The sequence below is a fragment of the Fibrella rubiginis genome (assembly GCF_017353185.1).
Taxonomy (GTDB): Bacteria; Bacteroidota; Bacteroidia; order Cytophagales; family Spirosomataceae; genus Fibrella; species Fibrella rubiginis.
The window spans coordinates 94402-106915 of the sequence record NZ_JAFMYV010000013.1 but is presented as its reverse complement, the minus strand read 5'-3'; the positions used below and the strand labels follow the sequence as shown (position 1 = coordinate 106915).

Sequence of the window (12514 nt, the reverse complement as noted above, 5' to 3'; positions counted from 1 at the left end):
ATTAGTCTTAAACCGTTCACTTAAACAAATCCAGCCAGACCGATGCTTTGATGCCTACGTTGTTGCCCGCCGGTGTGTTAGCGATGCTTCTGAAATCGTAGAGGTAATAGGGGCTTAATTGAGCCGAGATGCGCGGACGACGATACTGCACCCCAGCCCCAAACATGAAGTTGTGGAAGAAGCGTGGCTGGGCATCCATCTCAAACGAATGGAACTGCTCGTTTCCCTGATAATAACTTTCGTACCGCACCTGCTGATAAGCGGCTACGTCGAAACTGGTTCCAGTCTGAAAAAGCAGCGACCAGTTTCGACGCAGGGGTACGTAGTATTTCAAACTCACGGGCAGACTAACCAATGAGGTACGTACTGATATATCCTTTATCTGATCATACTGGGCGGGCAAGAAGGCGCGGTACTTCTCAACAAACTCTGCCCCCGTTGCCGCATTGAAATCCCTTAATTCTTTGTGCTCTTCGAGCTGTAACTGCGAAGCCTGCACACCTATAGATATGCCAAGGTTTTCCGTCGGGAAGAACTCAATGGCTGGCCCAACGCCCACGCCGTCTAAGGTGGCTCCCGTCTCAACGCCAACACGCGGCTGTAACGACGACAGCCGGAACGGAGGACGGCTTTGCTTGGCCGGTTGTGCTGCCAAAGGGATGACTTCGGGTTTGGCCGGTTTCTGCGTTGCCGAATCGACTTTGGTCAACGTGGGCCTGTCTTTTAGGACCTGGTTTGAATCAATCGGAATGGCCGCTGTGGCTTCGGTACTAACTCGGTTCACCGAATCAGCTACGGTCCCCTTTGTGGGCGATGGTGTAATTTGACGCATCTGATTACTCGTGACTACGTCGCTTGGGCTTGGCTTATCTGGCCTGTGCCCGCTGGTATTATTCCGGCTTAGTTGATCCGGTTTGTGCGTATTGCTGGCCGTTGGACGTGGAGCTACCAGAGATTTTGACTCTCCTGGAGTTCCGCCTAACCGTGTGCTATCACCTTGCCGTTCAGACCGACTTAAGCGACGATTTGCCGGTTCGTTGGTGGGACGTGCCTGACTGATTAGCTGGTTACTGCTAGTCCGTATGTTAGCTTCCCGTTCATGTATGTATCGATGCTCGACCACCGTGCGCTGTACAACGTACACCGTATCAATCCGATGGGTTGATACGGTCGGTACTGGAGGAGCCGGGTTCATTTTAACCGGGTCTGTTCGTACAGTCAGCGTTTTGGTCAGCCGTTTAATCACCTGCTGATTCGTATGCAGTGTGTACAACGTAGTCATCCAGCCTGTCAGCATCAGAGCACTGAGTAGCCAGCCCCCGTAGGGTAACAGGCTAGCCCAAAAGCCCAAAGGCAGGCGTTTCCGAAAACGAGTCCAGGCACTCGGTTGATAGCCTGGCCTGACCGATTCCAGGTTTTGTTTTATCAGTCGGTCGAAACGTTCGTTAGACATAGTTTCGTCGGTTTACTGAGCGTGTAGTGGTCCAATCCATAAGCAATTCCTGTAGTTTCTGGCGCGCTTTAGCCAGATTTGAGCGCGATGTACCTTCGTGGATACCCAGCATCTGGGCGATTTCGGGATGGGAATACCCATCCACTACGTGCAATGAAAAAACGGTACGGTAAGCTGGCGGTAACTGCTGAACCACAGCCATAATTTCGTCGGCGGCCAACTGTTCGAGTAAGTTGTCAGCTTCCCCCACGTCATAAGCTTCGTCGATGTCCGTATAGGTTAGTGGGGATTTGTTGCGCCGGTAGTGGTCAATAGCCGAATGCACCATGACTGTCCGAAACCAGGCATCAAACGGCTGCTCCGGGTCGTAATATAATATCTTGTTGAGCACTCGCAGAAAGCCATCGTCAAACATCTCCTCGGCCTCTTCCCGACTGCTGGCGTAACGAAGACAAATACTTACGCCGAAGCTGTAGTAGGCCTCAAACAACTGCTTTTGAGCCGCCGGTTTTTCGCGACGACAACCGTCAAGAATGTCGGGCAAAGCGAGGTTTTTACTTCGTCGAAAAATCACAGGCATCACAGGGATTACGTACCGTAGTATCCTACGGAACTATTGTCAGTCGCCGTTGCCTCCAAAAAAAATAAATTTTTGAGATCCCGCTCAGGCAACGGCGTAGGTCCACAATGCCGTATGCCATTCTGTTAATCAATTACGAGCATTTAATTAATAAATCCATGCGTGTACTTACCACCCTGGTGGCCACCTTCCTGACGGCCACATTTGTTTACGCCCAAGACAATATCGTTCTCCGAAATGGCGAGGAAATTTCAGCCAAAGTGATGGAAGTTAATCAAACGGATTTAAAATACCGTAAGTCTTCTAATCCCGAAGGCCCTGTTTATACGGCTCCGCTCCGCGACGTACTGCTTATCAAGTATGCCAATGGCAGTAAAGATTCATTTGGCACTAACAGTGGGCTATTGTTGACCAAACCGTCACACATGTTCAAGCCAGATGCGGCTTCGATGGCAACTGAGCCGATACCTATAGGCACTGAGGGATTGCGGTATAAGAGTGGTTTGTTTAGCCACTTTTACGCGGCTAACGGACAGCGACTGGGTAACTCAGAGGTCAAGTCTTTACTGTACAACCAGCCTGACGCGATCACAAGCTTTGAAAAAGGTTGTTCACTACGTACCTGGTCAGTCGTCACGGCTATTCCTGCTGTGGCTTTGATTGGAACGGGTGTGGGGCTACTGATTGCCGGTGAAGGCGGAGGTGGTCATGACGGCATGGGCAACGCGTACCAAGGCCGGGATAATGACCCGACCGATACAAACACCTCGGGCGAGAATAGCAGTGATGGACATGATGATGCGGTCCTGGTCGGTGCTGTCCTAACGGGGAGCGGGGTATTACTGGGTGCTACGTCACTTTGGCTAAACCACCGGGCAGGGGTACAGTTCCGCCGGGCGGCTGATCGCTATAACGGTCGGGCCGCTACAACCTTACGGTTCGTACCCAGCCGCCGGGGTGTTGGGCTTGGAGCCGTATTGACGTTCTAACCAGATTCAGGAACCGATTCGCTCTCGACGGATTGGTTCCTGCTATTTTCCTCACGCTACGTGTAGATCGGCCATGACATTCAGCATCCAAACCTTACGGCGCATCCTGCACAAAAAAACAGGACTTGCGCCCTGGCAAGTCAACATCTTCAGCGACTTTCGTCGGGATCTTGGCCTAACCGATTGGCAGATTGAATTAGTGCTGGTCGATATTTCTCTGATTACAGGCCTGTCGTTTCCTCCTGATACTACTCAGCATCTGACCGATGTATTTGACCTGCTCATTCACGTCATACTTCGGTTGCCGGAAGTTTACGACAATGAGGCCTATTATGGTCCACTCCCCACCCAGTTAGCCGAGAAGTTGCCACCGACCAACTACGCCCCAACGCTCATTGTTTTTGGTGCTGTCCACTTGAACTAATCGCTCATGCGTTGTCTATTTTTAAGCCTCTGGCTGCTGCCTTCGCTGCTGTTGGCCCAGTCGCGTATTACTGTAAGCGGGTACGTTCGCGATGCCCGAACCGGCGAAGCGCTGATTGGTGCTACTGTGTATGCCCCGCTGCAAAAGGTCGGCGTACAGGCCAACGCTTATGGGTACTATTCGCTCAGCTTACCCCAGACTGCCGACACCATTCGGGTTCAGGCCAGCTTTATCGGCTACACAACCCGCGTCGAGAAGCTAACCGCTCAGACGACTCAGAACCTTACCCTTGCGTTAACAGCCGAGAACCAACAGTTGAATGAAGTGATGGTGCAGGCGACGGCCAGTGACGATCATGTGCAACGCCCTCAACTGTCGGCCATCAACGTATCCATGAAGCAGATTCGTACCCTGCCCATGATTGCCGGGGAACGCGATGTGCTGAAGGTCATCCAGTTTCTGCCGGGGGTTCAGTCGGGGAACGAAGGAACAACGGGTTTCTTCGTGCGCGGGGGCAACATCGACCAGAATTTAGTGCTGCTTGACGAGGCCACCGTTTACAACCCCAACCACTTATTCGGCCTGTTCAGTACGTTCAACGTCAACGCGCTCAACAGTGTCAACCTCATTAAGGGTGGTTTCCCGGCTCAGTACGGAGGGCGGCTTTCGTCGGTGCTCGATATCACCATGCGCGAAGGAAACCGCTATAAATTCAGCGGGGAAGGAGGAATCGGCTTAATTTCATCTAACCTGACCCTCGAAGGTCCGCTGCAACGGGGTAAATCCTCGTTTATCGTGTCCGCCCGGCGCAGTTATTTAGATCTGCTGCTCAAACCGTTTCAAAGCGGGGGCAATAGTACCAACTATTCTCTTTCCGATCTAAACGCCAAACTTAATTACGAGCTTAGTAAGCGCGATCATCTATTCGTCAGCCTGTTCAACGGACAAGACCGGGCTGCCTTCACCGGGGCCAGTAGTCTCAATTATGGTATCGGCTTCGGCAACCGCACAGCCACCTTCCGCTGGAATCACCTGCTGGGTCAGAAGATATTCATCAATACGTCTCTGCTCTACAACGACTACCACCTGTCGTTATCCACCACGCAGGGTAACTATTACGCACTGCTTTACACGGGTATTCGAGATTGGTCGGCCAAGTCGACACTGGAATGGTATCCTTCACCCACTCATCAGATTAAAGCGGGCCTTCAGTGGACCGAACACCGGTTTGCTCCCTCATCGTATTCAGCCAAAGTGCCCAGGAAGGGTAATTCACTGACGTTACAACCCGACAGCCTACGCTACAACTACGCACAGGAATCGGCTTTTTTCGTCAATGATGAGTGGCGGCTGTCCGACAAGGTAGCCGTAAGCGTTGGTTTGCGCGTACCGGTTTATTCGGCAGGTGGCACCACTTATGCCCGGCTCGAACCTCGCCTGACCGCTAAATATGCTTTCTCACCCCAACTATCGATGAAGGCTGCCTATACGGAGATGAACCAGTTTCTGCATCTGGTACCTAATAGCACGGCTTCGCTGCCCACCGACATTTGGGTGAGCAGCAGCCCCGTCGTGAAGCCCCAATTTAGCCGACAGGTAGCTCTGGGTTTGTTTCGTAGCGTTGAAGGTAACCGCTATGAACTAAGTCTGGAAGCCTACTACAAAACCATGCAGAATCAGGTACTTTTCAAACAGGGGACGCAACTGCTTTTCGATACAAACATTGATACGCAACTTACCTTTGGCCGGGGCGAATCATATGGCCTGGAAGCGTTTGTCCGCAAGAACACAGGACGGCTAACCGGCTGGTTGGCCTACACCCTCTCGAAGACCACGCAGACATTTGCTGACCTCAACTACGGGCAACTATTTCCGTTCACCTACGACCGTCGGCATGTATTGTCGGTAGTCGGTACGTATGAACTGAGTCCCCGCTGGGTCTTGTCGGCCAACTTTGTCTTTAATAGCGGTGGGGCTTATACGCTGCCTGCAGGGCGGGTGCCGGTATATAGCGATGGAAGTCTATACGATGGTACATACTACGATTATACAAGCCGCAATAATACCCGCTTCCGGGCCTACAACCGGCTCGACGTAAGCGCGATTTACCGCAAAAAACGCCATTTATGGAAAAGGGCGTATGAGTCGGAGTGGGTATTTAGTATCTACAATGTGTACAGTCGGCTCAATCCATATTTCATCTATCTGACCACCGACCCAACCACCAAACAGCCGCAGGCGCGGCAGGTGTCGTTGCTGCCTATCATCCCCGGCGTTAGCTATAATTTTAAATTCTGAGATGAAATCGATCCAACTTTCCTTATTGCTTACCTGTCTGGCCCTGCTGGCCGGCTGTGACCGCGTTATCACGGTGGCTCCGGTGGCTTACGATGGTGTAGTTAGCATCCAGAGTCTGATTACACCGGGACAGATTGCTACGGCTTACGTCTTTCGGACAGTTCCTTATTTCGATGCGAGTGTATCAAGCAATCAATTGGTGATTCGCACCGCTACCGTTATCCTCATTGATGGAGAAAACCGCGAAACTCTCCGTTTAGATTCTACCTTCAACGCGGTTCGTTGTGAATATGACTATTATTTTAAAGGACAGCGGCTCGTGCGGCCGGGACAGGCTTATACGCTGACGGTACAAGTCAATGGGCAGACATTTACTGCATCAGCTTCGACGAATCAACGTAAAGCAACTATCGACAGTATTGGCTATACATCCTCATACCGCGATGTGTATGGCGAACATGAGGGCGTACTGGTCACTTTTACCGATCCAGTCGGCGTGGGCGACTATTACCGGTATCAAATGAACCGAGTCATTCCTGACACCGTCATCCGGGCCGAAACGGTGATTAGTCCTTGCTCGATTGGTAAAACTACGTACGTGCAGGAAGTAGGCCGTTCGGTATATGAGGACCGCAATACGGATGGCACCCGGCAGCAAATTGCGGTAGAACCAGCCTTCAAACACAAGCGGGGACAGGAGGCCTACATTAAGCTCCTGACTGTTGATCGCAACACCTTCCAGTTTTACGACAATCTTGACCGCCAGAAACTGGCGCAGTTTAACCCCTTTGTTGAACCTGTGTATATAAGCAAGCCCGGCCAGTTTGGGGCGGGGGCAATTGGTGTCTTTGGCGCGTATGCCATTTCGGACTCTGTGCGGTTTGTGTACCATGAATAAGCCCACCGGTTCAACTTTCCTACAGAATCACGGCCTATCCTTGCCTGCTTTTCTATCTGTTCAACGCTATGAATTTTTCGCTAAGGGATAAGTCAGGGCAACGCTGGTACCCACTATTACTGTGGTTACTCGTTTTCACCGGCTGGACACTCCAGAGTTCAGCTCAGTCCGATTCACTGCCAAACAGGTTGCCGGATCACCCGCCCCGGCTGTCCGTTACCCGCTTAGTTGTTCCCTCGGTTTTCATCGGCACGGGCCTGTATACGCTTTCGGATAACCACCCGTTCAATCGGTTTCGGGTACGGGGCGAAATTCAGGACCATATTAATGGCTATCGTACCCACCTCGACGATTATCTGGCGTATGGTCCCAGCGCGTTACTGGCCGGGCTGACGGCTGCGGGTGTCAAAGGCCGCTCTACCCCGTTCGACCGGGCGGGTTTGTGGTTAACGGCTAATGCCATTGCGGGGGCTGTAACATTCGGGCTAAAACGCACCACCGGCTACGTTCGGCCCGACGGCTCCAACAACCAGTCGTTCCCTTCGGGCCATACGTCGTTTGCGTTTGCCGGGGCGGGCATACTCGACCATGAGTTTGGACAGACCAACGTGCTCATTCCGATAGCCGGGTACGCAATGGCCGGTTCGACGGGGTACCTCCGCATGGTGAATGATAAACATTGGATTTCGGATGTACTGGTTGGAGCCGGTATTGGCTTATTATCTGCCGAAGCTGCCTACCACGTGTATCCCTGGGTCAAACGAAAACTGACCCGGCGTCGAAATAGACATGCCTTGACCAATTAAGTGCTGACCGGTTAGCACCGGTTTTTTTCTACCAACGTTATGACGCTATTTGCGGTAATTGATAAATGTCGACTTGCCATTTTAGGGGGATGTTTGCTATGGACGGGTAGTTTATACGCTCAGTAAGTACCGGTACTATGGCGGACCAACAAACGCTGGTTCGGCAAACTCTACAGGCAATTTATAATAACAATACGGGTAAGGCAGACGGGCTAATCAATCAGTTGGATCGGCAAACGGCCCATCATCCCGCCGTGGATTTGCTTCGGGCCGTTCGGCTGCACTGGCAATGGTTCCCCGCCCGCACCGACGACCGGTTACGGGGGCAGTTGGTGAACCTGCTCGAAAAAACGGCTGACGAAACGCAAACGCAACTCGACAGGCATCCTAACGACCCTGAATTGATATTCACTTATTTCACTACGGAGGCCATGTTAACGCGTATGGCGTATTTTGATCACCAAACGCTCAAATCAGTAGGATACGCTAAAAAAGCGTATAGCTATCTTCAGAAAGGACGGGCTTACCGGCAGCAGTACCCTGACTTCAGCTTGTCGTCGGGACTATATGATTATTACCGCGAAGAATATCCGGAGCTACATCCCGTCTATAAGCCTATGGTTTGGTTCATGCAATCTGGTGACAAGAAGAACGGATTGGCCCAATTGGGCGTAGCATCGCGCCAATCATTGTTTTCACAGGTAGAAGCCACGCTCTATCTGACCCACATTCTGGCTGATTATGAAAACCGCGCCCCCGAAGCCTTGCCTTACCTGGCGCAGTTAGTTAAACAGTACCCGGATAATCTCTTTTTTGCCGGTCGTTACGCCGAGGTACTACTTCATGCCGGGCGGTTGGCGCAAGCGGCTCCCCTAATCGATAGCTTGTTGACCAGTCGATTCGCCTTTTACCAGCAGTTAGGCCAGTTGTTGACTGCACGGCTCAAACTGGCGCAGGGTTCCCTAAAAGAAGCGGATGCACTGGCTCAGACTGTATTACAGAGACCACCTAAAGATGAGGCTTATCAGGCATGGGCCTACGCCGTGCGGGCGCGGGTAGCGGCTCAGACGAATCAACCCAAGCAGGCACGGGTATTTTATAAAAAAGTCCTTGACTTGGCTGAATACCCAATTCTGAGTAGCGAAGCAAAGCAGTATTTGAAACAGTGATGACGACCTATCAAATTATCCAACGGTTGCACGACCGGTTTGGCCGGTTAGCCAGTCGGTATCCTGCTGCTGTCCGCTGGCTGGCTGCCCGACTGACGACTGATCAGTTTAGTGGTTTACCCCTTACAGTCCTGGCTGGTTTGCTATTGGTCAACGTGATGATCTTATCCGAAGTGGCCGAGAATATTGTTAATACCGAGCCAATGGTTCAGATAGATTTATGGTTTACTAAAACGCTTTTCCAGGCCCGTGCCACGAATTTGAGTACTTTTTTTTACGGAGTCACCTGGCTCGGTTCTTTACCGGCAACGATTGGGTTTGCTGTGTTAGGATCGATTCTGTTACTCCGTCAGCACAAACGACGGAATGTTTTTATTCTCTGGGCACTAATCGGTGGGGTAGCCACTTTTGTGCAGGTCGGTAAACGTACTTTCGTACGGGAACGCCCCTTACAGGTGGCTTACTACCCTGAGACGGGTTATTCATTCCCCAGTGGTCATTCCGCAACGGCAATGATCTTGTATGGTTTGCTGGCGTACTGGCTGATTCGTGGGCAACGATCCGTTAGATGGAAGACTGGAACAGGAGTAACAGCCGTTAGTTTAATTCTAATGGTCGGGTTTAGTCGGATATACTTAGGGGTTCATTTTTTGAGTGACGTGATGGGCGGTTACTTACTGGGCGTTTGCTGGCTGATTGTCGGCATCGTGTTAACCGAATGGCAACGGTCCACTCATCCAGCCTGACCGATAAAGGACCCCTTTAAACAAACATGCATGGTTATATCCGGTCTATTATTATTTGGCTGCGCCCTGTTGGCCTTCTCGCTTAGTGCTGTTTGTGGCGGAGGGGCCGGTCTTTTACTATTACCCGTTTTAGGCTCTATCGTACCGGGTGCACAGGTACCGGCTGCCCTGTCAATCGGCACAGTTTCCAGCTCGGCCTCCCGGATTGTCGCTTTTTGGCCGCGTATCCGGTGGGATGTCGTGATCTGGTTTGTGCCACCGGCCCTACCCGCCGTGTGGTTGGGTGCCCGGCTACTTAGCTATATCAATCCCTTGTACCTCGAACTGCTGATGGGTTTGTTCCTGATGGCTAACCTACCCTTGATATTTCGCTCAACCGCCGAACTGGAGACTACGCATCCGCTTCCCAAAGGGTACCTGGCAATCATCGGGACTGCTGCGGGTTTCGTTTCCGGGTTAACGGGAGCCGTTGGTCTATTATTCAATCGGTTTTACCTGCGCTACGGGTTACAGAAGGAAGAGATTGTCGCCACACGGGCCGCGAACGAAGTCTTACTGCACATAGTAAAATTAGCGTTGTACGCTTCGTTTGGCCTGTTGACGGGCAAAGCGTTGACGTTTGGTGCCGTGATTGCCGTAGCCGCTTTTGTGTCTTCCTGGGGCATGAAGTGGCTGCTCCCCCGGCTGAGTGAGAGTCTCTTCCGTCGGGTCGGCTATGCCGCTATGGTCGTGTCGGGACTCAGTTTGTTTACCGAAGCATCGGCGCAGGTTGTCAACAAGAACGGTGTTGACATTGATTACGCGCCTTTCTCTGATGGTCTTGAAACTCAACTTCAATGGCGTAAACAATTATTCGCTCTGGAGTTTGAATACGATGAGGGATTCGAGTTTGAGCGTAGCATTAAACTCTCCGAACTGCCGCCCGATAAGCAGGCTCACGTGAATGCACTTAGTCGAGGGATAGATAAAGTGTTCCTCGAAGAAGTATATGGCATTGATCGACACAGTTATGAGGCTTATGTCTTTCGTGGGGGAAAATTAGAAAAGTTTGATTTTTAGTGAGTTAGGTAGGTTTCTAGATCAGGTATTGTTCATAGGGGTTAGCTCATTGAGTTGACCCGGCCCATTTCAGGCCAACAATACCAACGATGATAACCAACCCGAAAAACAATTCGGTAAATGACCAGTCTGCCTTTAGCCACAGCACATCCGTTGCTTTGAGGATGATGAGCGACGTAGCCATCCATACGGCAAAAGCCGTCGCCGTTGGGATGGTTCGCATGGCAATAGCCAGCAATACCGAGTTAACGACACCAAACACGACGTAGGCAATCCAGGGCCATAGCACTGCCATGCCGCCGTCGGAGCGGTACAGGGTTGCCCACCGGAGTGTTTTAAGAGCAGGCAGATCAATGTATTTCAGCGAGTACGTCCAGGCCATCTCACAAAAAGCAGCACCGAGCAGACATAACCACGACAGGAGGGATGTTTTCATAGATCAGTTGAGTTGTGTCGGTTCTAGCACCTGTTGGCTCAGGTGGCCGAGTTGGTCGGCGGAATAAGACGTTGTAGGGCAATCACGAAACGCCATTCGCCACTGGCATACCAGTTCTTAAACCGATTGCTCACCGAGTGGTCATGCGTGGGCAGGTACGTCAGCAGTCGACGCAGGTCAAAGCGATTTGCCGCCAACCCCGCGCCTACCCGCTGCCCGTCGAGTGCGTTGCAAGCCTGTTCGTAGTGATTAGGTTGCGGCATCATCAGCACGGGCTTGCCTAAGTAAAGGGCTTCACAAACGGATTCAAATCCGGCTGTAGTTACTACTGCTTCGCAGTGCTGCATGTACTTCAGGTAGCGAATGCCGTCGATGCGGTGAAAAAAGAGGTGGTTGTCCACCTGCTCTTGGGTTTCCTGCGTCGTGGCGTTGAAGTAATGGACAACCATCTCCGGGCATTGTCGGTGTGCTTCCAGCACCTCGCTCACCAAGCCGGGTTGCGTGGTGTAAGCCAGTACGTAGGGGCAGCAGTCCGTTCTGTCATCTTGGATACGGCAGGCGGTAAGCTCTCGTCGCAGCAGGAGAGGCATTACACGCAACCGACGTCTGGGTACGTCGGTTTGCTGGTCGAACGACAGGCCGAAAAGCTCGGTTGCGCCCCAACTGTTCAGACGGACCAATGCTTTGAATAACAGTTTGTCGAACCAACTGCCTTTTGGAAACGTGAACGAATCGTGAAACGCCAGGCATTGATGCCCTACGCAGACCATTGGCGTGGAGGGCCGGTACAGCCCATAAGTGAGGCCACCAAGTAGTTCAAAAAAGTTGACGACAATATCCGGCTTCTCGGTCAGGATAGCCATTCTGAGTTGACGAACACTTTGACGGAACGTTGGCAGTTGTCGAATAATACCCCGTATGGTCGTTTTCAGATCGAGGGCGTTGGTTTGCGGATCATAAACAAGTGCCGGTCCGGGCAGGGAGATGATCGGGGCGGTGAACTGCTCGACGAAAAAGGGTGGCACGGGCCGTCCTGTTGCCACGTTGACCCAGGCACCTATAACCTCATGACCAGCTTCCTGAAGCAATTGCGCCAGCGAAATAGCCTGTGTCAAATGACCTCGACCTTCGCCCTGCACGATGAATAAAAGGCGCATAGAATACGAATCTTGTCTGGTATTGGGCTACCAACAGGTGTGAATTGCCGATGCATGTAGGTGAATGAAAAACGGGCCGGTTTCTATGCCGGCCCGTTCGGGAATAGATAACTACAGCTTCTTTTTGACGACAGCCGCGTCTTTTTTAACCTCGTCTTTCAGCAGCTTTTTGTCGGCCTTGAACGTGCGTTTCCGATCTGCTTTCAACGCCTGTCGGTCTCCACGCAGTTTGTCATCCTTGCGATCCGACTTTAACTCCTTCAGCGTAGCCTTATCACTGGCTACGGTGGCTTTGGCTTCAGTGACAGCCTCTTTTTTGTGTGCTTTGCCACTCTGGGCCTGGGCATTTCCGGCGAAAAGAGCAGCAACCATGATTGCTGCCAGCATTGTGTTTTTCATAACGATTTTGTTTTAAAACGTTGACTGTTAATTCAATTAACCGCTCTACTTCTGCCCCCGGCTGGGCGGTTTTGCTGACTGTGTATTCGTGCTGACGGAT

General features: G+C 51.8%; 13 protein-coding genes. 8 read left to right on the top strand and 5 right to left on the bottom strand.

Annotated elements, in window-relative coordinates; all coding sequences use genetic code 11:
- Positions 1-16: 16 nt before the first annotated feature.
- Both J2I47_RS22200 and J2I47_RS22195 read right to left on the bottom strand, forming a co-directional pair.
- Positions 17-1453: a hypothetical protein gene (locus tag J2I47_RS22200; protein WP_207366809.1), complete on the bottom strand. Its 1437-nt coding sequence runs from the start codon at positions 1451-1453 to the stop codon at positions 17-19.
- On the bottom strand, positions 1446-1997 hold the full coding sequence (locus tag J2I47_RS22195) for an RNA polymerase sigma factor (RefSeq protein ID WP_229374875.1): 552 nt from the start codon (positions 1995-1997) through the stop codon (positions 1446-1448). Before J2I47_RS22195 ends, J2I47_RS22200 begins: the two co-directional genes overlap by 8 nt.
- 194 nt (positions 1998-2191) lie before the next feature.
- On the opposite strand from J2I47_RS22195, the gene J2I47_RS22190 reads away from it, so the two are divergent.
- The 8 genes from J2I47_RS22190 to J2I47_RS22155 all read left to right on the top strand — a co-directional run bounded on the left by J2I47_RS22190 (position 2192) and on the right by J2I47_RS22155 (position 10422).
- Positions 2192-3022, top strand: coding sequence for a hypothetical protein (locus J2I47_RS22190; protein WP_207366808.1), 831 nt, complete (start codon positions 2192-2194; stop codon positions 3020-3022).
- A gap of 73 nt (positions 3023-3095) precedes the next feature.
- Positions 3096-3446, top strand: coding sequence for a hypothetical protein (locus J2I47_RS22185; protein ID WP_229374874.1), 351 nt, complete (start codon positions 3096-3098; stop codon positions 3444-3446).
- A 6-nt stretch (positions 3447-3452) separates the two neighbouring features.
- The gene (locus J2I47_RS22180; RefSeq protein WP_207366807.1) at positions 3453-5744 is read left to right on the top strand and encodes a TonB-dependent receptor; all 2292 of its coding nucleotides are present in this window, start codon (positions 3453-3455) and stop codon (positions 5742-5744) included.
- 1 nt (position 5745) lies between these two features.
- Entirely contained in the window at positions 5746-6642 is an 897-nt protein-coding gene (locus J2I47_RS22175) for a DUF4249 family protein (RefSeq protein WP_229374873.1), read from the top strand.
- Positions 6643-6710: 68 nt separating this feature from the next.
- A complete protein-coding gene (locus J2I47_RS22170) occupies positions 6711-7448 on the top strand; it encodes a phosphatase PAP2 family protein (protein ID WP_207366806.1) in 738 nt (245 codons plus the stop codon).
- Positions 7449-7585: 137 nt separating this feature from the next.
- A complete protein-coding gene (locus J2I47_RS22165; RefSeq protein ID WP_207366805.1) occupies positions 7586-8617 on the top strand; it encodes a tetratricopeptide repeat protein in 1032 nt (343 codons plus the stop codon).
- Positions 8617-9363 (top strand): phosphatase PAP2 family protein, encoded by a 747-nt coding sequence (locus J2I47_RS22160; protein WP_207366804.1) that lies wholly within the window; start codon positions 8617-8619, stop codon positions 9361-9363. The genes J2I47_RS22165 and J2I47_RS22160 overlap by 1 nt, the downstream gene beginning before the upstream one ends.
- 30 nt (positions 9364-9393) lie before the next feature.
- Positions 9394-10422, top strand: a complete 1029-nt coding sequence (locus J2I47_RS22155) for a sulfite exporter TauE/SafE family protein (protein WP_207366803.1) — start codon at positions 9394-9396, stop codon at positions 10420-10422.
- Positions 10423-10468: 46 nt separating this feature from the next.
- Here the strand turns inward: J2I47_RS22155 and J2I47_RS22150 are convergent, their stop codons facing one another.
- From J2I47_RS22150 to J2I47_RS22140, 3 genes are all read right to left on the bottom strand, one after another.
- On the bottom strand, positions 10469-10858 hold the full coding sequence (locus J2I47_RS22150; protein WP_207366802.1) for a DMT family transporter: 390 nt from the start codon (positions 10856-10858) through the stop codon (positions 10469-10471).
- A gap of 38 nt (positions 10859-10896) precedes the next feature.
- Complete coding sequence (locus J2I47_RS22145) at positions 10897-12015, bottom strand: glycosyltransferase family protein (RefSeq protein WP_207366801.1); 1119 nt, start codon at positions 12013-12015, stop codon at positions 10897-10899.
- Between the two features lie 111 nt (positions 12016-12126).
- Entirely contained in the window at positions 12127-12414 is a 288-nt protein-coding gene (locus tag J2I47_RS22140; protein WP_207366800.1) for a hypothetical protein, read from the bottom strand.
- Between the last annotated feature and the right edge of the window lie 100 nt (positions 12415-12514).

What these genes read in the sequence shown, in the direction of transcription:
- J2I47_RS22160 (WP_207366804.1), top strand. Translation starts at nt 8,617, where the DNA reads ATGACGACCTATCAAATTATCCAACGGTTGCACGACCGGTTTGGCCGG.
- J2I47_RS22155 (WP_207366803.1), top strand. Translation starts at nt 9,394, where the DNA reads ATGGTTATATCCGGTCTATTATTATTTGGCTGCGCCCTGTTGGCCTTC.
- J2I47_RS22170 (WP_207366806.1), top strand. Translation starts at nt 6,711, where the DNA reads ATGAATTTTTCGCTAAGGGATAAGTCAGGGCAACGCTGGTACCCACTA.
- J2I47_RS22180 (WP_207366807.1), top strand. Translation starts at nt 3,453, where the DNA reads ATGCGTTGTCTATTTTTAAGCCTCTGGCTGCTGCCTTCGCTGCTGTTG.
- J2I47_RS22140 (WP_207366800.1), bottom strand. Translation starts at nt 12,414, where the DNA reads ATGAAAAACACAATGCTGGCAGCAATCATGGTTGCTGCTCTTTTCGCC.
- J2I47_RS22165 (WP_207366805.1), top strand. Translation starts at nt 7,586, where the DNA reads ATGGCGGACCAACAAACGCTGGTTCGGCAAACTCTACAGGCAATTTAT.
- J2I47_RS22150 (WP_207366802.1), bottom strand. Translation starts at nt 10,858, where the DNA reads ATGAAAACATCCCTCCTGTCGTGGTTATGTCTGCTCGGTGCTGCTTTT.
- J2I47_RS22185 (WP_229374874.1), top strand. Translation starts at nt 3,096, where the DNA reads ATGACATTCAGCATCCAAACCTTACGGCGCATCCTGCACAAAAAAACA.
- J2I47_RS22175 (WP_229374873.1), top strand. Translation starts at nt 5,746, where the DNA reads ATGAAATCGATCCAACTTTCCTTATTGCTTACCTGTCTGGCCCTGCTG.
- J2I47_RS22145 (WP_207366801.1), bottom strand. Translation starts at nt 12,015, where the DNA reads ATGCGCCTTTTATTCATCGTGCAGGGCGAAGGTCGAGGTCATTTGACA.
- J2I47_RS22190 (WP_207366808.1), top strand. Translation starts at nt 2,192, where the DNA reads ATGCGTGTACTTACCACCCTGGTGGCCACCTTCCTGACGGCCACATTT.
- J2I47_RS22200 (WP_207366809.1), bottom strand. Translation starts at nt 1,453, where the DNA reads ATGTCTAACGAACGTTTCGACCGACTGATAAAACAAAACCTGGAATCG.